Source organism: Streptomyces sp. NPDC050211 (assembly GCF_040656035.1).
Taxonomy (GTDB): Bacteria; Actinomycetota; Actinomycetes; order Streptomycetales; family Streptomycetaceae; genus Streptomyces.
This window is the reverse complement of the sequence record NZ_JBFALC010000004.1, coordinates 154652-180045: the sequence shown is the minus strand read 5'-3', so window position 1 is coordinate 180045 and position 25394 is coordinate 154652. Positions and strand designations below refer to the sequence as shown.

The 25394-nt window shown below is 71.2% G+C and carries 20 protein-coding genes and 2 pseudogenes; 9 read left to right on the top strand and 13 right to left on the bottom strand.

Features of this window, described 5'->3' with window-relative positions:
* Nucleotides 1–52 precede the first annotated feature (52 nt).
* Both AB0I98_RS06455 and AB0I98_RS06450 read left to right on the top strand, forming a co-directional pair.
* On the top strand, nucleotides 53–793 hold the full coding sequence (locus AB0I98_RS06455) for an FHA domain-containing protein (RefSeq protein ID WP_362936469.1): 741 nt from the start codon (nucleotides 53–55) through the stop codon (nucleotides 791–793).
* Nucleotides 790–2046 (top strand): annotated as a pseudogene (locus AB0I98_RS06450) (serine/threonine-protein kinase); the annotation flags it as partial. The gene AB0I98_RS06455 and the pseudogene AB0I98_RS06450, both read left to right, overlap by 4 nt.
* On the opposite strand, the gene AB0I98_RS06445 reads toward AB0I98_RS06450, so the two are convergent.
* Entirely contained in the window at nucleotides 2045–2431 is a 387-nt protein-coding gene (locus AB0I98_RS06445) for a peptidase inhibitor family I36 protein (protein ID WP_362936089.1), read from the bottom strand. The pseudogene AB0I98_RS06450 and the gene AB0I98_RS06445 overlap by 2 nt on opposite strands.
* Before the next feature lie 212 nt (nucleotides 2432–2643).
* Between AB0I98_RS06445 and AB0I98_RS06440 the strand changes: the two genes are divergently transcribed.
* On the top strand, nucleotides 2644–2826 hold the full coding sequence (locus AB0I98_RS06440) for a hypothetical protein (protein ID WP_362936086.1): 183 nt from the start codon (nucleotides 2644–2646) through the stop codon (nucleotides 2824–2826).
* A gap of 1 nt (nucleotide 2827) precedes the next feature.
* Here the strand turns inward: AB0I98_RS06440 and AB0I98_RS06435 are convergent, their stop codons facing one another.
* Both AB0I98_RS06435 and AB0I98_RS06430 read right to left on the bottom strand, forming a co-directional pair.
* On the bottom strand, nucleotides 2828–3031 hold the full coding sequence (locus AB0I98_RS06435; protein ID WP_362936083.1) for a DUF397 domain-containing protein: 204 nt from the start codon (nucleotides 3029–3031) through the stop codon (nucleotides 2828–2830).
* Nucleotides 3009–3863: pseudogene (locus tag AB0I98_RS06430) on the bottom strand (helix-turn-helix transcriptional regulator). The gene AB0I98_RS06435 and the pseudogene AB0I98_RS06430 overlap by 23 nt, the downstream one beginning before the upstream one ends.
* A 76-nt stretch (nucleotides 3864–3939) precedes the next feature.
* Here AB0I98_RS06430 and AB0I98_RS06425 point away from each other — a divergent pair.
* From AB0I98_RS06425 to AB0I98_RS06410, 4 genes are all read left to right on the top strand, one after another.
* On the top strand, nucleotides 3940–4383 hold the full coding sequence (locus AB0I98_RS06425) for an ATP-binding protein (RefSeq protein ID WP_362936080.1): 444 nt from the start codon (nucleotides 3940–3942) through the stop codon (nucleotides 4381–4383).
* A gap of 70 nt (nucleotides 4384–4453) precedes the next feature.
* Nucleotides 4454–4897: a peptidoglycan-binding domain-containing protein gene (locus AB0I98_RS06420; protein ID WP_362936077.1), complete on the top strand. Its 444-nt coding sequence runs from the start codon at nucleotides 4454–4456 to the stop codon at nucleotides 4895–4897.
* Between the two features lie 14 nt (nucleotides 4898–4911).
* Entirely contained in the window at nucleotides 4912–5343 is a 432-nt protein-coding gene (locus tag AB0I98_RS06415; RefSeq protein WP_362936074.1) for a peptidoglycan-binding domain-containing protein, read from the top strand.
* Between the two features lie 203 nt (nucleotides 5344–5546).
* Entirely contained in the window at nucleotides 5547–7289 is a 1743-nt protein-coding gene (locus AB0I98_RS06410; protein WP_362936071.1) for a protein kinase, read from the top strand.
* Nucleotides 7290–7323: 34 nt separating this feature from the next.
* Here the strand turns inward: AB0I98_RS06410 and purH are convergent, their stop codons facing one another.
* A complete protein-coding gene (gene purH, locus AB0I98_RS06405) occupies nucleotides 7324–8895 on the bottom strand; it encodes a bifunctional phosphoribosylaminoimidazolecarboxamide formyltransferase/IMP cyclohydrolase (RefSeq protein ID WP_362936068.1) in 1572 nt (523 codons plus the stop codon).
* A complete protein-coding gene (gene purN, locus AB0I98_RS06400) occupies nucleotides 8892–9521 on the bottom strand; it encodes a phosphoribosylglycinamide formyltransferase (protein ID WP_362936065.1) in 630 nt (209 codons plus the stop codon). The genes purH and purN overlap by 4 nt, the downstream gene beginning before the upstream one ends.
* 331 nt (nucleotides 9522–9852) lie before the next feature.
* Between purN and AB0I98_RS06395 the strand changes: the two genes are divergently transcribed.
* Nucleotides 9853–10668, top strand: a complete 816-nt coding sequence (locus tag AB0I98_RS06395; protein WP_362936062.1) for a hypothetical protein — start codon at nucleotides 9853–9855, stop codon at nucleotides 10666–10668.
* A gap of 241 nt (nucleotides 10669–10909) precedes the next feature.
* On the opposite strand, the gene AB0I98_RS06390 is transcribed toward AB0I98_RS06395, so the two are convergent.
* The gene (locus AB0I98_RS06390; RefSeq protein WP_362936059.1) at nucleotides 10910–12565 is read right to left on the bottom strand and encodes a DUF6350 family protein; all 1656 of its coding nucleotides are present in this window, start codon (nucleotides 12563–12565) and stop codon (nucleotides 10910–10912) included.
* Nucleotides 12566–12661: 96 nt separating this feature from the next.
* Here AB0I98_RS06390 and AB0I98_RS06385 point away from each other — a divergent pair, with 96 nt between their 5' ends.
* Nucleotides 12662–13768 (top strand): helix-turn-helix domain-containing protein, encoded by a 1107-nt coding sequence (locus tag AB0I98_RS06385; protein ID WP_362936056.1) that lies wholly within the window; start codon nucleotides 12662–12664, stop codon nucleotides 13766–13768.
* A 157-nt stretch (nucleotides 13769–13925) separates the two neighbouring features.
* On the opposite strand, the gene sucD is transcribed toward AB0I98_RS06385, so the two are convergent.
* From sucD to AB0I98_RS06350, 7 genes are all read right to left on the bottom strand, one after another.
* Nucleotides 13926–14810, bottom strand: a complete 885-nt coding sequence (gene sucD, locus AB0I98_RS06380; protein ID WP_301983393.1) for a succinate--CoA ligase subunit alpha — start codon at nucleotides 14808–14810, stop codon at nucleotides 13926–13928.
* 23 nt (nucleotides 14811–14833) lie between these two features.
* The gene (gene sucC, locus AB0I98_RS06375; RefSeq protein ID WP_362936053.1) at nucleotides 14834–16012 is read right to left on the bottom strand and encodes an ADP-forming succinate--CoA ligase subunit beta; all 1179 of its coding nucleotides are present in this window, start codon (nucleotides 16010–16012) and stop codon (nucleotides 14834–14836) included.
* A gap of 544 nt (nucleotides 16013–16556) precedes the next feature.
* Nucleotides 16557–18665 (bottom strand): hypothetical protein, encoded by a 2109-nt coding sequence (locus AB0I98_RS06370; protein WP_362936050.1) that lies wholly within the window; start codon nucleotides 18663–18665, stop codon nucleotides 16557–16559.
* A 318-nt stretch (nucleotides 18666–18983) separates the two neighbouring features.
* Nucleotides 18984–20069, bottom strand: coding sequence for a hypothetical protein (locus tag AB0I98_RS06365; protein ID WP_362936047.1), 1086 nt, complete (start codon nucleotides 20067–20069; stop codon nucleotides 18984–18986).
* Between the two features lie 226 nt (nucleotides 20070–20295).
* Entirely contained in the window at nucleotides 20296–21459 is a 1164-nt protein-coding gene (locus AB0I98_RS06360; protein WP_362936044.1) for a VWA domain-containing protein, read from the bottom strand.
* 334 nt (nucleotides 21460–21793) lie between these two features.
* Complete coding sequence (locus tag AB0I98_RS06355; RefSeq protein WP_362936041.1) at nucleotides 21794–24232, bottom strand: DUF5682 family protein; 2439 nt, start codon at nucleotides 24230–24232, stop codon at nucleotides 21794–21796.
* A complete protein-coding gene (locus AB0I98_RS06350) occupies nucleotides 24229–25380 on the bottom strand; it encodes an AAA family ATPase (RefSeq protein WP_362936038.1) in 1152 nt (383 codons plus the stop codon). The genes AB0I98_RS06355 and AB0I98_RS06350 overlap by 4 nt, the downstream gene beginning before the upstream one ends.
* Nucleotides 25381–25394 lie beyond the last annotated feature (14 nt).

Here is a 25394-nt window from a genome sequence, read left to right as displayed (position 1 = left end):
CGCGATAAACGGGGGTTCAACGGACATGAGCCGCATGTTTAGTTCGGCGTCCATGTACAGCGTCATCATCGTGCCGCCGGCGTGCGGCCCTGCGAACGACCAGGTCAGGATCGCCACGGGTGAGCGCATCACATTCGGCAGGGCCGAGAGCGACGGCGGCCTCACCATCGCGCACGAAGGGGTGCCCCGGGTCGCGGGTGAGATCGAGGCGCTCCGGAACTTCTGGCTGCTGAGCAACCTCAGCGAGGACCAGACGTACGTGGTGGAGAACCCGGAGGGCGCGGGCGAGCACATCAAGGTCACGCCGGGCCGGCTGGACGCGCCGGTGCCGTTCGAGTTCTCGCGCGTGGTCCTGCCCGCCGCGGGAGACCTGCTCGCCTTCGACGTCTGGGCACCGCGCCACGCCTTCCGCAGCGTGGCCCGCCAGGGTCTGACCGGAGCCCTGACCGCCCCGGCGTTCGCCCTCGACCGCACCAAGCGCTACTTCGCGGTGCTGACCGCCATCTGCGAACCCCGCCTGCGCGGCGAACCGCACGCCCCGCTGCCGGCGGTGGAGCAACTGGTGGAACGCCTGCGCCCCACCTGGCCGACGGTCAGCCGCTCGTCCGTCTACTGGAACATCGACTACCTCGCCCTGAAACTGCGCCTGCGCCCCGGCCCCGACACCGCCGAGCCCGGCCAGCGCGTCAACGGCAAGAAGGAGTCGCTGGTCTCGCTCGCCCTCCGCTTCGACCTCGTCCGCGAGGAGGACCTCCTCATGTTCGCTGCGGCCCCGAGCCAGGTGGTCCGATGACCGGGCCGTCGTCCATCGTCACCGTCCCGAAGGGGTACCGGGTCGGCCCCTGGGAGGTGTGCGAACCGCTCGCCTCCGGTGCGTTCGCCACCGTCTACGCGGCCCGGCTCGCCGTGGAGCAGGATCCCGAACTTCCCCGCGAGGCTGCGCTCAAGTTCCTGCCCACCGGCACCCGCACCCCGCGCCAGCTGCACCACCTGCGCGAACTGGCCGACCGGGAGGTGGAGTTGCTGCAGAAGCTGCGCGCACCTCGCTTGATCCGCATGTACGACACGATGACGGTCGACGCCCCGGAACACCCGGAGCTCGACGGCGCCACCGTGCTCGTACTGGAACGGGCCGAGGGATCGCTGGACGCGGTACTGGAGCACGCACCGAAGCCGGAGGCGGGGCCCGCCCTGCTCGCGCAGATCTGCGAGGGCCTGCACCAGCTGCACCACGCCGGCTGGGTGCACGGCGACCTGAAGCCGGCCAACGTGCTCCTGATGAAGGACGGTTCGGTACGGCTGGCCGACTTCAACACGGCCGCCGAACTGGAAGGCACCCACGCCTACGCCCCTGCCTTCGCCACGCCGGACTACACCCCGCCGGAACTCCTCTGGCCCGAGGTCGACGAGCGCGGCACACGGATCCGCCCCTCCACGGACATCTGGGCCTTCGGCGTCCTCGCCCACGTCGTCCTCGCGAGCTCCTTCGCACTGCCGGGCGGCAGCACGGAGGCACGCACCGACGCGGCGATGCGCTACGCCCGCGGCACCGGGGAGCTGCGCCTCTCACCCGAACTCCCCGACGGCTGGGGGGAGATCGTTCAGGACTGCCTGGCTTCCACGCACGCGGAGCGCATCAGTCGCGTCCCCGATACCGCCACGCTGCTGCGCCGGGTGGAGGAGGCGGCCGGCACCGCCCGCTCGGCCCGGCTGCCCCGACTGCGGCCACGCCGGTGGCGGCGTCCGGTGCTGGTCGCGGCGGTCGTGGCAGCAGTACTCGGCCCGACGGCAGTGACCTACGGCCTGCAGGACGACGCCCCGGCCGCGGCGCCGCCCAGCTGCGAGAAGCCCACGGTGTCCTAGGACACCAAGTACGGCAGCGGCTACACCGCGGGCTGGAACAGCACATGGGACTTCACCATCGCGCAGGGCGACGGCGGCAGTCAGGTCAGAGAACTCCAGTGCCTGCTCCGGCATCTGCACGGCATCACCGAAGTCGGCGAGGCGGACGGCGACTTCGGCCCCCTGACCCATGGCGCGGTCGTCAGATGCAGTTGACCCACTTGTTGGACTTGATGCCGTTCTGCACGAAGGTGCTGCCCGAGCCGAAGCTGTAGGCGTCACCGCGCTCGATGGTCATCCGGTTGCCGGTGTAGTTCGTCCCCGTGTAGATGGTCACGTCGCAGCTGTTGCCGTGGTTGTACACGGACTTGACGTTCCGGAACGAAGGGTACGGCGTCAGGTCCGCGTTGTCCTGATAGACCTTGCCCGGCGTTCCGGCGAAGTCGTACCGGCTGTAGGCGCACAGCGCGCCCGCCGGACAGTCGGACTTGGCGGCGTGCGCGGGTGCGGCGGACACGGCGACGCCCAGGCCGACGGCCAGTACGACGCCCGACAGTGCGGCGGCTCGCGTGCGGATACTCGTGAACATGCCGATCACTCTGGCGCAAGCGCGTGTTGCGGGGAACCTGAAACATTCCAGGGTTCCCGGGCCGCGTCGGCAGCGACCCCGAGCATGACGACGTCACAGCCCTCGGCTACCCGGGCGCGTCCGCGGAGCGGCCCGATTTCACCGGAGACGATCTCTGGTACTGCCAGGGTCCGACCGAGGACTACGGTCCATGGAACTGGATCGACGATCGCATGAGCATCAACTGCGACATGGCGCCCGGCTCCAGCGGCGGTCCCTGGCTCGTCGGGGTCACCGACGGCAACTCCCAGATCATCGGCGCCACTTCACAGGGCCCGGATCCCACCACGTACCTGACCTCCGCGGAACACGGCGACGGCGCGATCGCCGTGCTTTCCGCCGCCGAGGACGAGTAGCTCAACGCCGAAGCGAGTCGACGAAGAGGGCCCAGGAATCGCGGGGGAACGCGAGGACTGGGCCCTCGGGGTTCTTGGAGTCGCGGACGGGGATGATGCCGGGGAGGTTGTCGGCTACTTCGACGCAGTCGGCGCCATCGGGATTGCTGTAGCTGCTCTTGCGCCAGGTAATGAGGCTCGGGTCAATCCCGTTGCTGCGCTTCATGTCTGTAGTTCCCTGCTGCTTCGTCGATCAAGGCAAGGGACGCCTCGGGCGGCAGTGCGACGGCCCTGAGCAGATCGTACCGATGGCTGTACTCCTCCACGGTGGCCGGATAGTCGACGATCCGCCCTTCGAAATCGCCCTCCGTCCACACCAGCGGCGGGGCATCAACGAAGGTCATGATCTTTGCCATGCCGTGCCTAAGAGAGTGCCAGGGAGTCGTTTTCGGCACGATCTGCAGAACACTCTGCGTGGACCGGATCACTTCGGCGACGTGCTCCAACTGCTCGGCCATCACCGCTGGTGGAAGAGGCGTGCTCCGGATGACGGACTCCCGCAGGATCCCCCAGTAGGTCGGCCTGTCCTCGCGTTTCCACAGCTCGGCCCGCGCCACTCGTGCACGGACACGCTCCTCAACCGTCTCCGGTGGCGTCATCGGCGCCCCGTATTGCATGCTCCCTCGCGTGTACGCCGCGGTCTATAGGAGGCCAGGGACGACGTGGGGCGCCCATTCCTCCAACGCCTTCGCCTGCTTCTCCAGGTCCGGTACGTCCAGGAAGTAGAGCGGGTGGCCAAGTTGGCGCGCCCTGGCCGCGTCTTCGCACCGCCGCTGGAAAAACCCGTCTGTCCCCAACCGCTCGTCCACATGCTTGGCCAGATCCACCGGCATCCGCCGCTCCCCCCGCTCGATCTGGCTGAGGAACGAGATCCCCCGGAAACTCCCCTCCGCCAACTGCTCCAGCGTCAGCCCGGCTTGCTCCCGTTGATAGCGCAACTCGGCGCCGTAAAAGCAGGGAACGCTCACCGAAGCGTCAGGGTCCTTCTTCGCGGGCACAACTCACCACCGCCGTTTCCCACTTGCCCGTGCGCAGCCGAAACGCCTTCCACGGTACGTGGCGCGACGCCACGCTGTGACTGATTCATCACAGAACGCACAGGCGGCAGGACAGAAAGGCGTACGCCCTCATGCCCCCCCCACGACGAGACCACCGCTCACCCTCGAACTGCTCGCGCTCCCCAAGGCCGTACCGGAGGTCCGCCACGCCGCACGCGAGCACCTGGGCGTACCCTGCCCCGAACTCCAGCTCTGCGTCAGCGAGTTGCTGACCAATGTGATCAACCACGTCGGCGAGGGCACCCCGGTGACCATCCGCCTGTTCCGTGCCCCGGACGGCCGTACCCGCCTGGAGGTCACCGACCCCGACGCCCACGCCTGGCTCATCGCGCGCCGGCCGGACCCGCACGACGAGACAGGCCGGGGTCTGCTGCTGCTGCTCGACGTGCTGGCCCAGCGCTGGGGCGAGTGGCTGACGCCTGCGGGCAAGACGGTGTGGTGCGAACTGCACGCACCCTGAATTGTTTCAGGTACTCGTCACCGCGTGCCGACAGCAGACTGACTGGGTCAAATGCAGCTGAGGGGGAACCATGCTGAAGCAAATCGCCGCCGCCGTTTCAACCGCCGCCCTGGCGGCAACCGGGCTCGCCGTCACGGCCTCTCCCGCCGCGGCCGCCTCGTACCCGACGTGCAACAGCGCCAAGAAGCACTACATCGCCACCAAGCGATTCGTGGTCCAGCCGTACTACACCGGCACCGGCTCACGGAACTGCGTGATGGGCTACGGGGCTCAGTCCTCGGGAGTGACACGCCTCCAGTTCGCCATCAACGACTGTTACAACGGCATCCCCAACATCGCCGAGGACGGCAGGTACGGGAGTGAGACGAGGAATGCCGTGAGGTACGTCCAGGAGCAGACGGACGGGGACGCCGCGGTGGACGGGGAGTACGGCCCGGAGACCCGCAAGGCCATGTATTGGGGCGTGTACATCGACGGGCAGGGCCTCTGGGACTGCGAGCCGACCGGGGTATGAGGAAGGAACGGAACATGCGAAGGAAGCTGGCTTCTGTCCTGGGGGCTCTCGCGCTGGGTGCGGGTGCCGTGCTGGCGTCTCCGGGCGCGGTTCAGGCCGCCTCGTATCCGACGTGCAACGCTCAGAAGGCGGTGTCCATCCCCGGATCTCGCTTCACCTATCAGCCGTACTACACGGGTACCGGCTCACGGAACTGCGTGATGGGCTACGGGGCTCAGTCGAACGGCGTGTACCCACTCCAGCACGCCATCGAATACTGCTATGAGCGGGACATCTCGTTCGACGGGATCTACGGCCCGCAGACCGAGGACGGCGTGTGGGCCATACAGCGGGCCGAAGACGTGGGTAGGGACGGCGTGTACGGGCCGGTGACCCGCAGAGCCATGGAATGGCCCATCTACAAGGGAGGCGTCGGTTTCCTGGGCTGCTCGACGCCGGGTGTCTGACATACGCCGTCGCTTTGCAGAACTCGTAGGAAGGCCGCGGTGATTGTCACGGTCTCCGTGCTCACCGCGGCCTTGCCCGCTCCCTGATTTCTCCCGCACCCGCCGCATCCCGGCCACTCCCCGCCGCCGGGACGATAGCCTCTCATCAGCCAACTGGCGTGGCCTGAGAGCACATTGCGACAGAAAGAGCAGGTCGGGGGACCATGACAAACCAGCGCCCCAGGTCGCCGTACACACCGGAGGCCGGAGACACGGCGCTGAAGCAGGCCGGCGCGAAGCCGCTGCCGGCCGCCGGTCCCAGGCGGATCGGACCATACGTCCCGCTCGGGCTGCTCGGCAGCGGCGGCATGGGTCACGTCTACCTCGCCCGCCCCGCCGACGGCACCCCGGGTCTCGCCGCCGTCAAGGTGATCCGTCCCGAGTACGCCGAAGACCCCCGGTTCCGGCGGCGGTTCGAGCGGGAGGCCTCCATGCATGCCCGGGTGGATACGCCGCGGGCGCCGGATCTCCTCGGTACCGGGTTCGACGACCCGCTGCTGTGGATGGCGACGCAGTATCTGCCGGGCCTCAACCTCGCCGACGCCGTCCGCGAGTGCGGGACGCTCGAAGTCGCCGGGGTGTGGCGGCTGGTCACCGATCTCGGGCAGGCCCTGTCGGCGCTGGCCGCCGCCGGTGTCGTACACCGGGATCTGAAGCCGTCCAACGTGATCCTGTCCCTGCAGGGCGCGCATGTCATCGACTTCGGCATCGCGCAGGCCACCGACAGCAGCGCGATCACCTCGACCGGGAGCCGGGTCGGCACGCCCGCCTTCATGTCGCCCGAGTATCTGCGGGAGGGGCGGTGCGACACCGCCTCCGACGTGTTCTCGCTCGCGGGGAGCCTCATCTACGCCGCTACCGGGCACGCGCCCTTCGGGGACGGAACGGGCGTCGACGTGATGCATCGCGTCGCGTTCGAGGAACCCAAGGCAGAGATCATGGCCGAACTCGCCGCCGTGGACCCCGCGTTGGCGGCTCTGCTGTCCGCCTGCCTCGCCAAGGAACCCGCTGGGCGCCCGGTCCCGGAGCAACTCACCGACGCCGCCACGGGCGTCGGTCACGACCGCGCCGCCGCCTGGCACGAGCCGCTCGACGCGGCGTTGCGTGCCCGACGGCAGGCCTGCGACGTACTGGAACGTGTCGCTGTCCCGGAGTCCGGACCACAGACCGGACCGGAGACCGTCCAACTGCGTGCGTCGGCGGAGCGCACCGCGTCTCCCACCCCCGTCCCCGGCGGTGACCGGCGCAAGAAGCGGAAGGCATACCTCGCCGTCGGTGCGGGTCTCGCCGTGTGCGCCGTGGCCGTGGGCACCTTCTTCCTCACCCGCCCTCACCTCGACGAGACCGCTTCGGCCGTGCCGACAGCGGCCGGCACCAGCGCCTCCGACGACGCGCCGACCTCCCCCCTCCCCAGCCCCTCCGCCTCACCCTCCGACGACGGAGACAAGGAGAAGGAGAAGGGGAAGGGCGACGACCAGGGGGAGAAAAACGGCTCGGGGGAGGAGAAGGCGGACGCGTCGCAGAGCCCGAACACGTCCGGAGGCGGTGGTGGCGGAACTCAGTCCACTCCCGCCGGCAACACCACCGCCACCGCCACATCCGGCGGCAGCGCCCCTACCGCCAAGCCCACCAAGACCGCCACGGCACCGGCTACCCCTCCCTGGATCTCCCAGTGCACGTACTACTCCGGCACCGAACTGACCACCCTCGGCGACAAGGGCCAACGCGTCGTCCAGGTGCAGTGCATGCTCACCAAGCGCGGCTACAGCGTCGGCGGCGCGGGCGTGGACGGGCAGTTCGGCCAGGACACCGTCGCCGCGGTCAGGCTGTTCCAGAGCGACAAAGGGCTGGCCGTCGATGGCGAGGTCGGGCCCAACACCTGGGGCGCGCTGCGCAGTTCGACGTAGCGATCGATCCGCGCAGCGCCGCCGGCCTCGTCCGTCAGTGGAAGAAGTGCCGCGTCCCCGTGAAGTACATCGTCACGCCGGCCTTCTTCGCCGCCTCGACCACCAACTCGTCACGGACCGAACCGCCGGGCTGCACCACGGCCTTGACCCCGGCCTCAGTGAGGATCTCCAGTCCGTCGGGGAACGGGAAGAACGCGTCGGAGGCGGCGTACGAACCCTGGGCGCGCTCGGCGCCCGCCCGCTCCACCGCCAGCTTCGCGGAGTCGACGCGGTTGACCTGGCCCATGCCTACGCCGACCGAGGCGCCGTCCTTGGCGAGGAGGATGGCGTTGGACTTGACGGCGCGGCAGGCCTTCCAGGCGAAGGCCAGTTCGGCCAGTTCCGACTCGGAGAGCGCTTCGCCGGTCGCGAGGGTCCAGTTGGCGGGGTTGTCGCCCTCGGCCTGGAAGACGTCCTTCACCTGGGCGAGGCCGCCGCCGTCGATCGGGCGGAACTCGGCGGGCGGCTGCGGCACCTCGGGGCAGCGCAGCACGCGGATGTTCTTCTTCTTGGCGAGGGCTTCGAGAGCGCCGTCCTCGTAGTCCGGCGCGACGATGACCTCGGTGAAGATCTCGGCGACCTGCTCGGCCATCGCTTTCGACACCGGGCGGTTGACGGCGATCACGCCGCCGAACGCCGACAGCGGGTCACAGGCATGGGCCTTGCGGTGCGCCTCGGCGACGTCCGTGCCGATCGCGATGCCGCAGGGGTTGGCGTGCTTGATGATCGCGACACAGGGCTCGTCGTGGTCGTACGCGGCACGGCGGGCGGCGTCCGTGTCCGTGTAGTTGTTGTACGACATCTCCTTGCCGTGCAGCTGCTCGGCCTCGGCGAGGCCGCCGCAGCCGCCGGTGTAGAGGGCGGCCGGCTGGTGCGGGTTCTCGCCGTACCGCAGGACCTGCTTGCGCTCGTACGTCACCCCGAGGAAGCTCGGGAACTCCTCGCCGTCACCGGCGTACTCCCCGAGGAACCAGCCGGCGACCGCCACGTCGTACTCGGCCGTGTGCCGGAACGCGTCGGCGGCCAGGCGCTTGCGGGCGGCGAGGTCGAAGCCGCCGTCGCGGACCGCGGTGAGGACGTCGGCGTACCGCACGGGGCTGGTGACGACCGCCACGGACGGGTGGTTCTTGGCGGCGGCGCGCACCATGGAGGGCCCGCCGATGTCGATCTGCTCGACGCACTCGTCGGGGGAGGCCCCGGAGGCGACGGTTTCGCTGAAGGGGTAGAGGTTGACGACGACGAGGTCGAACGGCGCCACGCCCAGCTCGTCGAGCTGCTGCCGGTGGCTGTCCAGGCGCAGGTCGGCGAGGATGCCCGCGTGGACCTTGGGGTGCAGGGTCTTGACGCGGCCGTCCAGGCACTCGGGGAAGCCGGTGAGCTCCTCGACCTTGGTGACGGGGACGCCGGCGGCGGCGATCCGGGAGGCGGTGGACCCGGTGGATACGAGTTCCACGCCCGCCTCGTGCAGCCCGCGCGCGAGCTCCTCGAGGCCGGTCTTGTCGTAGACGCTGACGAGCGCGAGACGGATTGCCCGCTTGCCGCTGCTCTCGATTCCCTCGGCGGTCACTGGATAACTACCTTTCGTCCCTCAATGCGATAGCCGTTGCGGGCGAGCCGCCCCACGACCTCGACGAGCAGTCTTCGCTCGACTTCCTTGATGCGCTCGTGCAGAGCGCTCTCGTCGTCCTCGTCCCGGACCTCGACCACGCCCTGAGCGATGATCGGCCCGGTGTCGACGCCGTCGTCGACGAAGTGGACGGTGCAGCCGGTGACCTTGGCGCCGTACGCGAGGGTGTCGCGGACGCCATGGGCGCCGGGGAAACTGGGGAGGAGGGCGGGGTGCGTATTGACGATCCGCCCGCCGAAGCGCGCGAGGAATTCCTTCCCCAGGATCTTCATGAACCCGGCCGACACGACGAGGTCGGGCTCGTACGCGGCCACGGCCTCGGTGAGCGCCGCGTCCCACTCCTCACGGGTCCCGTAGTCCTTGACCTTCCGCACAAAGGTCGCCAGCCCGGCACGCTCGGCCCGCGCCAGCCCCTCGATGCCCTCGCGGTCGGCCCCGACGGCGACGATCTCGGCGCCGTACGCCTCGGCGCCGGTCTCGGCGATGGCGTCGAGCAGCGCCTGCAGATTCGTACCGGATCCGGAGACCAGCACGACAAGGCGCTTGGCCACGGGCTTGGCGGCCACGGTGGGGCCCTTTCTCGGGGGAGCGTTTCCGTACGGCCGGTGGTATGCACTATGCACGTCAGTGGTTATGTACGTTCATACGAATGCTTCGCGCCCCCGGATACGGGGAAGTCTACGAAGCGGCCGACCGTCAGCAACGATACCGGCACACCGGGCGGCCCCCATGGGACGGGGGCGTGGCCGGAAGGTAGCGTCTGCGAGGAGCGGACCGGGGAACGCGGGCGGTTGGTGGTGCGTTTTACGGAGGGACCGCTCACGCGGGACCCGTTCAGCAGTTGTCAGTACGTCGTTGTCAGCACGTTGTTATCACCAAGGGGAAGACGCTCACTTGATGCCGGACCGCAGCCTGCGACTCCTCACGCTCCCCCAGCAGTCGGTGCAGGGAGGGGAGCGCAGCGCCGTGCTGGTTCTGCGGGAGCGCCCCGCCTCGCCGCCCGACGCGCCCTCGGGCCAGCCGAACGGCGAAGGGCAGGGTGGCTCGGCGGGTGAGGACAACCCGTTCGCGCCGCCGCCGGAGGGCACGCCGGACCGCCCGTGGCAGCCGCGGCGCCCGTCGGGCGAGGACTCCTCGGGAGACGGTGACCGTGAGGACGGCTCGCGCTCTCCGTGGGGCAGCCAGTGGAGCGACCGCCAGCCCGGCCGCTCCTCGGGCGGCTTCGGCGACCGTCCGGGCGGCCGGGGCGATCAGGGCGGCGGCGGCCCGGAAGGCGGCCCCGGCGGCAGCGGCCCCGGCACGAACCTCCGCTGGGACCCGGCGGACCCGGCCCAGCGCCGCGCGCGCTATTCCCTCCTCTCCGGCATGTGGGCCTTCTTCTTCGCCCTCTTCAGCTGGCCGTACGTCGCTCTGCTGCTCGGCGCCCTCTCCCTGTACTGGGGCATCACCGCTATGCGGGTCAAGCCCCGCACCGCCGACCCGGACACCCCGGCCCCCGCCGGCGGCAACGCCCGCCCTCAGACCACAGCCGCGGTAACCGGCCTCGTCACCGCCTCCCTCGCCATCGCCCTCGTCGCCGCGACCTTCACCGCGCAGCTCGTCTACCGCGACTACTACACCTGCGTCAGCGACTCCCTCACCAACGAGGCCAAGCAGTCCTGCAGCCAGCTCCTGCCGGAGGAGCTGCGGGGGGTCTTGGGCACGGAAGACTGAGGGGAGGCCGCTGCTTCGAGGGGGTTGCTGCCTCGGAGCGCGTCGGTGACAACCGGGGTTTGAGGCCGAGAACGACCATCCCCCCAACGCCCAACAACCCGGTGGGGGCGCTCACTTCTCGGCGCCGGTCCACACATTTCAGCCCGTCCGGCTTTTGAGGACAAGGCCCGTTCAGGGCCGAAGCGGGGGTCTGGGGGCGCAGCCCCCAGGGATGGGACGGGTAGGGGCGGCGAGGGCGAGTTCAGGCTTCCGGTGACTGCGCGGGCGGTGCCACCTTCCCCAGCTCCACAGGCCCCTCGTCATCGTCCGACGCCGGTTGCGGATCGACGTCCGCGGGCAGCAGGTCGTACGCCTCGGAGTCGTCGTCTGATGCAAGGGGCTCACAGAAGACGCCCTCCGTGACATCCGCCGCGCTCTCCACCTTCTGGCTCCCCCGGCTCCCCCGGCACCGCCACCCCCGCACCCCCACCGCCACCACAACCGCCACCCCCACGATCCACCCCAGCGCCGCCCCACCGGCCTGCCACCACACCGGCCCGAACCGTGCCAGCGCCGCCTCACCGAGCGGCCCACCCGACAACGCGGCAAGGACAGCGACCAACCCCGCGCACAGCAGAGCCGCCCACCCGGCCGTCCCAGCGGTCCGCCGCCGCGACCAGGCACCGCTCCCGCCGCCACCGGCCTCCACCCCCGCGGCACCCCGAGCCCCCGCGCCCGTCGCCCGTACCGATCCCACCCCTGCCGCACCTCCGGCTCCCATCCCCGAAGCACCCTCATCCCCCACCCCATCCCCCCCGCCCCGCCCCCCAGCAGCCGCCCCGCCCACAAACCACCCCACCGTCACCGCGGCCACCACCGGAATCACCCCCGCCGCCCAGTTCAGCGGCGTTCCGGGCCCCGCGTCCGGTACCGCCGCCAGGAGCGGGAACGGCGGCAGGAGGGGGGCGGGGGCTGAGGACAGGGGGGACACGACGTGGCCGACGCCCAGGGTGAAGCCGGGGCCGAGGGCGTACGACGCTCCCCACACGGCCGCGTTCGGCACGAGCGCCATGCAGAGCAACAGCACCGCGAACTGCCCGGACCCCCCTTCCGTCAGCTGCAGAAAGGACCTCCTGGCCGCCTCGCCGTGCCAGACAAGCGAGATCGTCAGCAGCAGCGCCCCACCTCCGACCAGCACGGCCGCCCCGGCACCCGCGGCGCGCGCCGCGGCGAAGAGACGAGCCGGGAAGTCCGGCACGAGGAGAAGACGCCGCACCCGCCGCCGTACCCACGGCGGCAGATGGTTCAGCACGCTGTAGACCGGCTCACCCGTACGCCCGTACGCCGTCCAGACCCCCGCCCCCGCCGCCACCGTCGCGACCACCGGCACACACACGCACACCCACACCCACGACGGCCGCAACGCGCCCCCCGAGGCATACAGAGCCGCCGCCGCACCGACTCCGAGATAGCCGAGGACCACGCCCGCCAACGCCACCACCGGCCCGGGCCCCGGCTCTTCACCGCTGCCGCGTCCGTCCACCTCACGCTCGTCCGCCGCGACGTCCCGCGCCGCCCGGTGCAGCAGCAGCACCGGCAGCACGAGCAGCATCAGCGGTGTGACGCCGACCGGCGCGGGGCCGCCGGAGAGCGACTCGGTGCGGACCAGGTCGGCCCCGTGCGCCAGCAGCCACAGCGCGGCGGCGACATGCAGCGCCCCGCCCGGCCCGCTGTCGGGATACGGCGAACTGATCCACAGCACCAACACGAGCACGGCGAACGACCCGAGCCCCACCGCCGCCGCCAGCGCACCGGCCAGCAGGCTCGCGGTCAGCCCGGGCGAACGGTCGCGCATCCGGGCGAGCAGTAGCGACAACGACGAACGGCGGCGAACGGTCATCTGGGTCACGCCCGCCATGGTCCCAACGACACGCGCTTTCCCGTCGTAACAGGCAAACCACCGATGTGTCGCTCAATATATGTTTATGTACTTTTTCGTACGAAAGGGCGAGCCGTGAAGCAGAGCCCTTCGACCCCGCTCCCCCCGCCCGACGAACGCCGACGCCTGCGCGAGGCCCAGTCGTTGACGCAGGCTCAGGTAGCGGCGCGGGTGGGCGTCGCCCGGGAAACGGTCCGTTCGTGGGAGACCGGCCGGACGACTCCACGCGGCCGGAAACGGGAGGCCTACGCGAACCTGCTGGCGGAACTCGCGACCGAGAAGAACGAGCTGGACGGGCAGGACGGGCAGGACGGGCAGGACGAACAGGACGAGAAGAAGGTGACGGCGGGTCAAGACCTCGCTCCCGTGACGATCGACCTGCGGTCCGACGCCCTGACGCCCGCTCAGGCCTTCGACGCGCTGTACGCGTTCTGCGCACCCGCCCTCGTACGGCAGACGTATCTGCTCACGGGGCGCCGCGAACTCGCCCGCGAGTCGGTCGAGCGGGCCTTCCAACTCGCCTGGCAGAGCTGGCCGGAGGTGGCGCTCGACCCCGACCCGGCGGGCTGGGTGCGGGCGACGGCGTACGAGTGCGCCCTCTCCCCCTGGCACCGCCTCCGCTACCGGCACCCCGAACCGCCCCCCGCCGACGCCACCGACCGCGCGCTGATGGACGTACTCCTGAAACTCCCGCCACCACACCGCCGCACGCTCCTGCTGTACGACGGCGTAGGCCTCGATCTGCCGGACACGGCGGCGGAGACGGAGGCGAGCACTCCGGCGACGGCGAACCGTCTGCTGCACGCGCGCGCGGCGATCGCCGAACGGCTGCCGGAGCTGTCCGACCCAGCCGAACTCCACCGCCGGCTCGCCACCCTCGCCTCCACCGAACGCCTCCGCGCCGCCAAACCCCCCACGGTCCGCCACGGCAGCGAACGCCGCGCCCGCTTCTGGACCCGAGCCGCCATCGCCTTCACCGTCGCCCTGATCGGCACCACAGCCCTCACCCTCCGCTCGGCCCCGACCCAGTACGAGCCACCGGTGGCACCGGGCACCGACGTACGCGGCGTCCCGAAACGCGTGGCCCCGGGCCCCTTGTCGGAGGCGGAGTCGGAGCTCCGCGAGAAACTCCGGGACGAAACGGCGAGGGGCCCCGAGAGACTGCTGCCCACATTGCCCTAGCTGCGGACATTCGGTCCGCCCCAGCTGCGGGCAGTCGTGCCGCTGGGGCGGCACGGGTGGGCGCAGGCGGCACCCCGCCGGCGCGGGGCAAGCGAAACGCCGGTGGGCCCGCCCCCACCCCGGGAACGGGCCCACCGACGCTCAGCCAAGAAACCGTTCAGCCGGCAAGAAGCTCCCGCGCCAGCTTCGCCGTCTCAGTAGGCGTCTTGCCGACCTTGACGCCCGCAGCCTCCAGCGCTTCCTTCTTCGCGGCGGCCGTACCGGACGAACCGGACACGATCGCCCCCGCGTGACCCATGGTCTTGCCCTCGGGCGCGGTGAAGCCCGCGACATAGCCGACGACCGGCTTGGTCACGTTCTCCTTGATGAAGGCCGCGGCCCGCTCCTCGGCGTCGCCACCGATCTCACCGATCATGACGATCAGGTCGGTGTCGGGGTCGGCCTCGAACGCGGCGAGGGCGTCGATGTGGGTGGTGCCGATGACCGGGTCACCGCCGATGCCGACGGCGGAGGAGAAGCCGATGTCCCGCAGCTCGTACATCATCTGGTACGTCAGCGTGCCGGACTTCGACACCAGACCGATGCGGCCCGGCTTGGTGATGTCGCCCGGGATGATGCCGGCGTTCGACTGACCCGGGGTGATGAGACCGGGGCAGTTCGGGCCGATGATCCGGGTCTTGTTGCCCTGCGACACGGCGTACGCGTAGAACGCGGCCGAGTCGTGGACGGCGATGCCCTCGGTGATGACGACCGCGAGCGGGATCTCGGCGTCGATCGCCTCGACGACCGCGGCCTTGGCGAAGGCCGGCGGCACGAAGAGGACAGATACGTTCGCACCCGTCTTCTCGATCGCCTCGGCGACCGTGCCGAAGACCGGGATCTCGTTGCCGTCGATGTCGACCGACGTGCCCGCCTTACGCGGGTTCACGCCACCGACGATGTTCGTGCCGTCGGCCAGCATGAGCTTGGTGTGCTTCATGCCCGTGGCACCGGTCATGCCCTGGACGATGACCTTGCTGTCCTTGTTGAGGAAGATAGCCATGGTGGTCTGAGTCCCTCGATCCCTTACTTCGCAGCCGCGAGCTCGGCGGCCTTGTCGGCCGCGCCGTCCATGGTGTCCACGCGCTGGACCAGCGGGTGGTTGGCGTCCGACAGGATCTGACGACCCAGCTCGGCGTTGTTGCCGTCGAGGCGGACGACGAGCGGCTTGGTGACGTCCTCGCCCTTGGACTTCAGGAGCTCCAGGGCCTGGACGATGCCGTTGGCGACCTCGTCGCAGGCGGTGATGCCGCCGAAGACGTTGACGAAGACGGACTTGACGTCCGGGTCGCCCAGGATGATCTCCAGGCCGTTCGCCATGACCTGCGCGGAGGCGCCGCCGCCGATGTCGAGGAAGTTGGCGGGCTTGACCCCACCGTGCTTCTCACCGGCGTACGCGACGACGTCCAGGGTGCTCATGACGAGACCCGCGCCGTTGCCGATGATGCCGACCTCGCCGTCCAGCTTGACGTAGTTGAGGTTCTTCTCCTTGGCCGCGGCCTCCAGCGGGTTCGCGGAGTCCTTGTCCTGGAGGGCCTCGTGCTCCGGCTGACGGAACTCGGCGTTCTCGTCCAGGGAGACCTTGCCGTCCAGGGCGATGACGTCGCCGGAGGCGACCTTCGCCAGCGGGTTGACCTCGACCAGGAGGGCGTCCTCCTTGATGAAGGTGTCCCACAGGGTGACGAGGATGTCGGCGACCTTGTCGGCGACATCGGCCGGGAACTTCGCCGCCGCGACGATCTCGCGGGCCTTCTGAGGGGTCACACCCTCGTTGGCGTCGATCGGCGTCTTGGCGACGGCCTCCGGACGGTTGGCCGCCACCTCCTCGATCTCCACGCCGCCCTCGACGGAGGCGATGGAGAGGAAGGTGCGGTTGGCACGGTCCAGGAGGAAGGAGACGTAGTACTCCTCCACGATCTCCGGAGCCGTCTCGGCGATCATCACCTTGTGGACCGTGTGGCCCTTGATGTCCATGCCGAGGATGTCCGTCGCGCGGGCGACGGCCTCGTCCGGGGTCGCGGCGAGCTTCACGCCGCCGGCCTTGCCACGGCCACCGACCTTCACCTGAGCCTTGACGACGGACTTGCCACCGAGGCGCTCAGTGGCTGCGCGGGCCGCCTCAGGCGTGTCGATGACTTCACCGGCCAGCACCGGTACATCGTGCTTGGCGAAGAGGTCCCTCGCCTGGTACTCGAACAGGTCCACGCGCTTCCGTCCCTATCAGTGATCTCGCGGTTCGTTGTCTGCGTGGGCGTGCCGCGAGGGCAACGTGACGTTCCGCTGTCTGTCACAAGGGAGGCGCACACGGTGTCCGAGCGCGCGGCATGTCCGTCTCGCAGATTATCGCCGCCGGACAAGGGTCTCTAAATCAGGGGTCACACCTGAGCGGTGATACCTGTCACATGATGCCGCGCTCACTGGCACCGGGTGCCGCAGGTGAAAGGCCTCACCGGGCTGGGGTTGACCCGGTGAGGCCTCTTCAACAGCCCCCTCAGGGGCGCAACAGCGCCTCTTCAGGGGTGCGGGGCCGGTTGATCCCCACCCCAATGGGGATCAGCCCGCCCGTCCGCGGGGTGCCGGCCGGACGGTCCGACGGCTTTCGGCCGTCCGGGTCCATCGCCACCGCGGAGTCGGTCGTCCACCACCGCGCTCGCGCGTGGTGGTGAGATGCGCCGGTTGACGGCTCCGCCGGGGGCCGTCGTACGGCGTCGGTGCGGGAGTGCGGGAGTGCGGGACTGCGGGACCGCGGTCAGACGCTGTACGGGGTCCCGTACTGCGCGCCGGGGGTGAAGCCGGTGACGTCCTGCGCGTAGCCCTGGACGTTCTGCATGTAGGCCGGGGTGACCGATTCGGCGACGCCGTCGACGCCGGTCACGGCGTGCTCGGCGAGCGGGCCGGCGGTGGCCTGGACGGTCCCGGTCAGGTCCTGCGCGAAGGGCACGGCCTGCCCGGCGACACCGTGGACGAAGGGGTCGACCTCACCGACGACGCCGCCCACGAAGGGCCGCACCTCACCGGTGACGCCGTACGCCAGCTCCGTGGCGCTCCCACCGACGCCCTGCACGACCGGCCGAACCGTTTCCACAACCGCCTCGACCACCGGCTGCACCTCCCTGGCGACCCCGTACGCGAACGGCTGCACCTCCCCGGCCACCCCGTACGTGAACGGCGGCACCTGCCCGGCCACACCCTGCGCCAGCGGCGGTACGGCACCGACGACGCCACCCACGAAGGGCTCGACGTCACCCACCACCCCGTACGCCAGCGCACCCGCGTCCCCGCCGGCCTGCTGCGTGACCGGGACCACGCCATGCACAGCGGCGTTGCCGACGGGCGGCAGGACGGCGTGCGCGGTGTCATCGGCGACCTGACCGACCAGACCGGTGGCATACGGCGGCACGTCCGCGGCAACCCCGCCCACGACCGGCTGCACCCCGGCCACGGCGCCGCCGCCAACACCCTGCACATCGGCGACCGCCCCGGTGGCAACCGGAGGCACACCCTGCACGACACCGCCCACGACGGGCTGGACGTCGGTGACGACTCCATACGCCATCGCGCTCGCGGCGTCGACGGCGTGCCCGGCGGTGGTTCCGACCCCGGCGACCGTCTGCCCGACGACCGGCGTCACCCCGTCCACGGCGTGGCTGGCGGCGGGCGCCACGCCGCCGACGACGCCCCCGGCGACCGGCACGACACCGGCCACGGTCTGCTCCGCGACCGGGACCACGCCATGCACGGCGTGACCGGCGACGGGCGGCACAGCCGCGACGACCGTCTCCTCGACGGCCGGCGCGACCATCCCCGGCACACTGCTGACCGTCCCGACGACATGCTGCTTCACCCCACCGACCGTGCCGGTGAGGTGACTGGGGACGGCGGCGACGGAAGCCTCAGCGGCGCCGGCGACGGCGGTGGCCTGCGAGGTGGCCGTGGAGAAGACGGGGGCGGTGTGGGAGTGGGCCCCAGTGACGGTGGCCTGCGCGGTGCCGGTGACGGCGCTCGCCAGGTGAGCCGCGTGGCCTTCCACGCCGGTGAGCGTGGAGTGAGCCGAGCCGGTGGCCGTGGCTGCCGTATCGGCGGCACGGACCTGGAGCCCGGTGACCGTGGTCTGCGCGGTACCGGTCACTCCCGCTGCCGTGCGGCCCGCGCCCGCGGCCACGTGCTGGGCCTTGGTGCGTACGACGCCGTCGATGCCCTGGGCCTGGGCGCGGGCTGCCGACTGGGTGCCCTGGAGCTTCGTCTGGGCGGCGGCCAGGGCCTTCTCCAGTTCGGGGGCGAAGGCGGAGAGGGGGCCGAAGAGGTAGTCGATGCCGCCCCGCGGTGCGGTGGGGGCGTCGGACGCGGTGGCGGTGGCGTGGACCGTGGCCGAGGTGTTCTCGGCGGTGGCGCGGACCGTGCCCGCGGTGTCCGCTGCCGTGACCCTGGCCTCGGCCTGCGCCGCGCGAGCGGCCTTGGCGCCCTGGATCGCCTGGGCGCCCCTCACCTTGGACGCCTTCGGAACCGTCACCTCGGCGTCGACATACCGGCGAGCCTGCTCGGTGGCGTCGGCGGCGGTCGTCCCGGCGGCCTTGTCGGCGGTGCCGGGAGCGCCGGTGGCCTGGGTGGTGGCGTCCCCGGCAGCGCCGGAGACGGTGTCCGTCACGCCGGTGACGACGCCGTCGACCGTGTCGGTGACGTTCCCGAGCGTGTCGGTGAGGGCGGTGGTCACATCAGACGTGACGTCGTTGGTCGTCGCGTCAGGCGTGGTCACGGACGCTGCGGGCAACTCGTCCGCGCTGGCCACGGAGGAACCGAGCGCCCAGGCGCCGGTGACACCGGCGGCTATGACGATGGAGCGGCGGATGTTCTTGTTCATACGTGCGTCAGATCCTTAGATCCTTGAGGGCTCGAACGACCCTGGGGAGCCCCGAAGCCCTTGGAACTCAAGGCACTTCGGGAGGCTGGGGACATGTCCGTCACCGCCGCACCCGCTCGCGTCCGTCGGTCCGCCATTCCGTCCGTCCCGCACGGTCCAGGGAGAGCGAACCGGTGGACGCGGATGTGGATCCGGATGCGATGACAGGTGCCGATACGGCTCCGGCGGCTTCCGCCCGGAGATCGGAGGGGTGTCCGGACGGGAGGGCAGACCTGGTCCGCCCCCGCGCGGCAGGTCTACGGCGGGGGGAGGTCTGCCCTATGCCGGGGAAACGGGAATGTCCGGGTGCCTGTCCCGGGTCTCGCCCGCGTCATGACGCGCGGCGGCACCGGCCACCAGCCTCAGCGGCGCCCGGTGATACAGAGCGACGGCATGCGCATCGCCGTGCCGCGAGGCGCCGTTGTCGGCCGCCGAACGGTTGCCCAGCGCACCACCCGGATCACCACCGGGAGCCGGCTGGTCGGGCGCGTACTCGGTGGGCTGGACGCGATGCCCGGCGGCCTGCGTCGCGTCGCCGGCCGACGTCACGTCGGCGACGAACACCGGGCCGTACGTTACGGCCGCTGCCCCGTCCGTACGTTGCTTGGAAGCGCCGTCACCCGTCGCCTTGCCGTCCGCGCCCGCGTCCGGCGCCGGCTGCGGTGTCGACGTGACCGGTGCGGGGAGCGTCTGCCCCGGAAGCACCGGCAGAGGGGGCAGTTCGGGCAGCCCAGGCAGCAGGGCACCCGGGAATTCCGGCAGCACCGGCGCCTCGGGCGTCACCGGCAGGGACGGCAACAACGACAGCGGCGGTATGTTCCGCCCCGCCTCGGCCAGCCCCTCGGTCACGCCCCCCACCAGATCACCGACCGGCCGCACGACCCGCTCGCCCACGGATCCGACGACCTCTTCGGTCACGGGCCTGACGACCCGTTCGGTGACCGGCGCGACGACATCCTCGGTCACCGGCCGGAGTATGCGATCGGCGGGCCGGGGGCTGCGCGGGTGAGGGAGTGCCTTGTCGGCCTGGGGGTGCTGGGGAGCGGTGACTTCGGAGGGGTCTGCGTCAGAGGCCATGGCCTCGACGGCGTCACCAGCCGCCCCGTCCGCACGCTCGGCCAGCGGCACCAATCGCCCGACCGTGGCCCGCGTCGCCGCCAGGACTCCGTCCCCCGCCTCCGTTTGCCGCACGGCTTCGGTCGAGGTCGCCGACGTCACCCCGTCCGTCGCGTGCGCCTGCTCCCCGTAGAGCAGTCCGAGCGCGAACAACCCGCACACCAGCAGCGCCAGTTCCAGCGCACGCCGCCCGGCCGCTGTGCGCATGACACGCAGAGCGGCACCGGACAGGGCTGCTGAGAAGGTCAAGAGGGGGTGGGTCCTCCCGTGCGGCGGAACGAGCGACAAGTCGGCGCGACGCATGCGGGCAAGCGGGGCGCGGCGCACCGCTGACAAGGCCTCGATCCTTGCACGCGCCTCCCGAGGTTCCGCAAGCCCCCTCGGCACCGATGGGTACACATGTCCCATTTGCTGGCCGAAGTCGGTCGACAAATCGTCAGCGAACCGACGTCACCGCCCTCCTCCCCTCCCGTCGTCATGCGCTGTCCGGAACCGGCAACGGCCGCTTCTCGATCGCCGCAGCCATCACCTCGGGGAACAGATCGGGCGTGCAGGCGAAGGCCGGCGCGCCCAGCGCCGCGAGTGCGGCCGCGTGCTCCCGGTCATACGCGGGCGCCCCCTCGTCCGACAGCGCGAGAAGCGTCACGAACTGCACCCCCGACCCCTTCATCGCCGCGACCCGCTTGAGCATCTCGTTCCGTATGCCTCCCTCGTACAGGTCGCTGATCAGCACGACAACCGTCTCCGCGGGCCGGGTGATCTGCGACTGGCAGTACGCGAGCGCCCGGTTGATGTCCGTACCGCCGCCGAGTTGCGTGCCGAAGAGCACATCGACCGGATCGTCGAGCTGGTCGGTGAGGTCGACGACGGCCGTGTCGAAGACGACGAGCCGCGTACTGATCGACCGCATCGACGCCAGCACCGCCCCGAACACCGATGCGTAGACGACCGACGCCGCCATCGACCCCGACTGGTCGATGCAGAGGATGACCTCCTTCTTCACGGACTGGGAGGCCCGCCCGTATCCGATGAGCCGCTCGGGCACGATCGTCCGGTACTCCGGCAGGTAGTGCTTGAGGTTGGCCGCGATCGTGCGGTTCCAGTCGATGTCGTGGTGGCGGGGCCGGTTGACGCGCGCGCTGCGGTCGAGGGCCCCGGTGAGCGTGGCCCGGGTGCGGCTGGCGAGCCGCTTCTCGAGGTCCTCGACGACCTTGCGCACGACCGCCCGTGCCGTCTCCTTCGTGGTCTCCGGCATCGCCTTGTTCAGCGAGAGCAGCGTGCCGACGAGATGCACGTCCGCGTCCACCGCCTCCAGCATCTCCGGCTCGAGCAGCAGCGTGGCGAGGCCAAGCCGGTCGATGGCGTCACGCTGCATCACCTGCACGACGGAGGAGGGGAAGTACGTCCGGATGTCCCCGAGCCAGCGCGCCACGGACGGTGCCGACGCCCCCAGCCCCGCCGAACGGTCCCGTCCCGTCCGCGGTTTCTCCCCCTGCCCGTAGAGCGAGGAGAGCGCCCCGTCCATCGCGGCGTCCTGCCCGGCCAGCGTGCATCCGGTGCCGTCGGCCGCGTCACCCCCGAGCACCAGCCGCCACCGCCGCAACCGCTCCTGCGCCGGGTCCATCGCCTCGGTCGTCATACACCCACCCCCGTGAGAGTCCGCCCCACCACAGATCGCTGACCCCCTGTAGGCCCCTCCACCGCAGGCCGCTGATCCCTCGTAGGCCTCTCCGCCGCAGGCCGCTGACCCGCAGCAGGCCGCCCCGTCGCAAGCCGCTGCCCCGCCGCAGGACGCTCCGTCACCGGCCGTCCCGTCAACGGTCGCGCCCAGAGCGGCATCACCCGCACGGTCATCCTCGGGCCGTCTGCCACCAGGAGCGCCTGCCCGCCATCCATACCCGTGACCGCGTTCACCACTTCGGCACGCTCCCTCGGCTCCCTCTGATCCCTCGGCTCGCTCAACCGGTCGGTCGTCATCTCCCCACCCCCACAAGGTCGTTGTCGTCGGCGCTCGAGTGATCGCCGTCATCCAGCCCCAGCAGCAACCGCACCACCGGCAGCACCGCGTCCGCGCGCGCCGTGTCCAGGTCGGGTGCGAACCCGGGTATCCCGGAGCCGACGGCCACCGTGCTCCCCCGTGCCCCCGGTCCGCGCCGGACCAGTTCGCCGAGGGTCCGCCGCACCCCCGGCTCGTACGCCGAGAACGTCCGCCGCAGCAGCGGCAGTACGTCCGTGAACGCCTCCGCCGGCACCCCCGTCAGCCAGGCGTCGACCAGCCCCAGCAACCGCTCGTCGTGGACAAGGAGCATCCCTCCGCCCGAACCGCCGCCGACGAACCCCTCGATCCACGCGGCCCCGTCCGCCGGCGCTGTCCCCGGCGACAGCACGAGCCCCATGAGCCGCGCCGCCTCGTCCTGCCCCAACTCCCCTTCGTCCAGCAGCAACCGCACCGCACGCCCCCGGACGACGCCGGGCACGGTGTCCCGTCCCGACAGCACCCGCAGCACCGACCGCCAGCGAACCCGCAGGTCACCGTGGCCCGGCACGGAAGCGTCGCCCAGCAGCCCCACCGCCCCGTGCACGGCGTCCACATGGCGCCGCATCTCCTCCGCCGCGTCGGCGTCGAGCGCGGCGCACGCCGGAGGCAGGCCGACGAAGATCCGCTCGGCGAGACCTGCCGCGACTTCGGCCAGGGCGCTGGTGTCGGTGCCGCGCACGTCGCCGTATCTCAGGGAGCGGACCAGGGCGGGCAGGGCCTGGGCGAGATGGCCGACGTCGGTGTCCAGGGCGGCGCGGTCGGCGAGGATCCGCATCACCGTGGGCAACGCGTCCGGCAGTTCGGCCAGCAGGCACCGCTCGGCGAGCGCGGTGACCTCGGCGAGGCCCTGCGCCGCCACGGCGTCGGCCTCCGCCTTGGCGGTCGCGGCGGCGAGCACGGTCGTCCCCCACACTCCGGCCTCGGCGACCCGCACGGACAGCTCCGGCTCCCACCGCAGCCGCCACGTCTCCCGGAACGTGCCCGTACTGTCCCGCGACGCCGCCGGATCACCCCACTCGACACCCAGCAGCCGCAGCCTGTGCAGCAGCCTGCTGCGTCCGGCGTCGGTCTCCTTGCGCAGGTCGAGCTCCAACTCCCGCTCCAGCGCCTCCGGTTTGAGCCGCAGCCGACGCTGGATCCGGTCGAGGTCCCGCTGCAACGGCACCGCGGGCGCCGACCGCGGCACCTCCCCCAGCACATCGCCCACGACCAGCCGGTCGTGCACCAGCGCCAGCGGCACGTCCGAGCCCTCGCACATCACCGCCCGTACGGCGTCGGTCGTCTCGCTCAGCCCGGGCAGCGGACGTCCCCGCATCGCGGCCAGCGTCTCCGCCAGCCGCACCGCCTCGATGACATGAGCCGAGGAGACTAGCCGGTCCTCGGCGCGCAGCAGCCCCGCGACCTTCGTCAGCCACCGCTCGACCGGCCGGTCCGGCGCGCTGAACAGATGCCCGTACCAGCCCGGCGAGTCGATGCCCGCGCCGTATCCGCTGACCCGCGCCAGCCTGCGGTGCGTCCACGGCACCCAGGTCATGTCCACCTTGACCTTGGGCAGCCCCTTCAGCAGCGCACGGTCTGCGGAGACGGCAGCCTTCTGCCGCAGCGCGGGCACATGCCAGGCCCCGCACACCACGGCCACCCCCTCCCCGAACTCACGCTGCGCCGCCCGTACTTGGAGCCGCATATACGCCTCCCGCACGAGATCCCGGTCATGCCCCCCGGTGCCGTACACCTCCCGCAGCGCCCCCATCGCCTCTTCCAGCACGACGAACGGCGCGAACGCGTCCCTCTCCCCGACCCACCGGTGCTCGACGACGTCCTCCCACCACCGCTCCGGGTCGTCATAACCGGCGGCTTCGGCAAGCACGGCCAGCGGATCGACACGGACGTCAGCGACGATGGGCGCCTGCGCCTCCTCGGCACCCGTGCCCCCCTCAGCACCCGAGCCCTCCCCAGCCTCCTCACCCCTCTCCCCCTGCTCAGCAGGCCCGGCGCCCTCACCTCCGCCCCCGGCCTCCGCATCCCGCTCCCACACCAGCGTGTGCGTGGCCGGCAAGTCGATGAAGCGGGCCGGTACTTCGTGGTCCAGGGCCCAGCGGATCGCGACCCACTCCGGGGAGAACTCGGCCAGCGGCCAGAACGCCGAGCGGCCGGGCTCGTCCACGGCGTGGGCGAGGAGGGCGACCGGCGGCCGCATCTCTTCGTCGGCGGCCAGCGGAATCAGCGCGTCGGCCTCGGGTGGGCCCTCGATGAGTACGACCCGCGGCCGGGCCGCGTCCAATGCCGCCCGCACGGCGCGCGCCGAGCCGGGCCCGTGATGCCGTACGCCGAGAAGTAGTGGCCCCGCGGCAGCACCGCCGCCCTTGTCGCTCACGCGCTCGCCTCCCGGCAAGCCCGGTAGAAGTCCTTCCAGCCGTCGCGCTCGCGGACGACCGCCTCCAGGTACTCCTGCCAGATGACCCGGTCGGCCGCCGGGTCACGGACGACGGCGCCGAGGATGCCCGCGGCGACGTCGCCGGCGCGCAGCACGCCGTCGCCGAAGTGGGCCGCCAGCGCCAGCCCGCTGGTGACGACGGAGATGGCCTCGGCGGTGGACAGTGTGCCGCTGGGCGACTTCACCTTCGTACGGCCGTCGGAGGTGACCCCGTCGCGCAGCTCGCGGAAGACGGTCACGACGCGGCGGATCTCGTCGACGCCGTCCGGCACGGACGGCAGATCGAGGGAGCGGCCGATCTGGTCCACCCGACGCGAGACGATGTCGACCTCGGCCTCGACACTCTCCGGCAGCGGCAGCACGACCGTGTTGAAGCGGCGGCGCAGGGCGCTGGACAGATCGTTGACCCCGCGGTCGCGGTCGTTGGCCGTGGCGATCAGGTTGAACCCGCGGACCGCCTGCACCTCCTGCCCCAGCTCCGGTATCGGCAGCGTCTTCTCCGACAGGATCGTGATGAGCGTGTCCTGCACGTCGGCCGGGATGCGGGTCAGCTCCTCAACCCGCGCTGTCATCCCTTCGGCCATGGCCCGCATCACCGGGCTGGGCACGAGGGCGTCGCGGCTCGGGCCGTGCGCGAGCAACTGCGCGTAGTTCCAGCCGTATCGGATCGCCTCCTCCGGCGTGCCCGCCGTGCCCTGCACGAGCAGGGTCGAGTCGCCGCTGACCGCGGCGGCCAGATGCTCGGAGACCCAGGTCTTGGCCGTGCCGGGCACGCCGAGCAGCAGCAGGGCGCGGTCGGTGGCGAGTGTGGTGACGGCGACCTCGACGATGCGGCGCGGGCCGACGTACTTCGGTGTGATCACCGTGCCGTCCGGCAGGGTGCCGCCGAGGAGATACGTGGCGACGGCCCACGGCGACATCTTCCAGCGGGCCGGGCGCGGACGGTCGTCCTGCGCGGCCAGCGTGGCGAGTTCGGCGGCGAAGGCGTCCTCGGCGTGCGGGCGCAGCGCCTCCAATTCCTGCGCGGAATCTTGCGCGGACGTGTTCTCAGGCACTTCGACGGACGACGGTTCCACGGTCACAGACATGGCTGAGGCCCCCT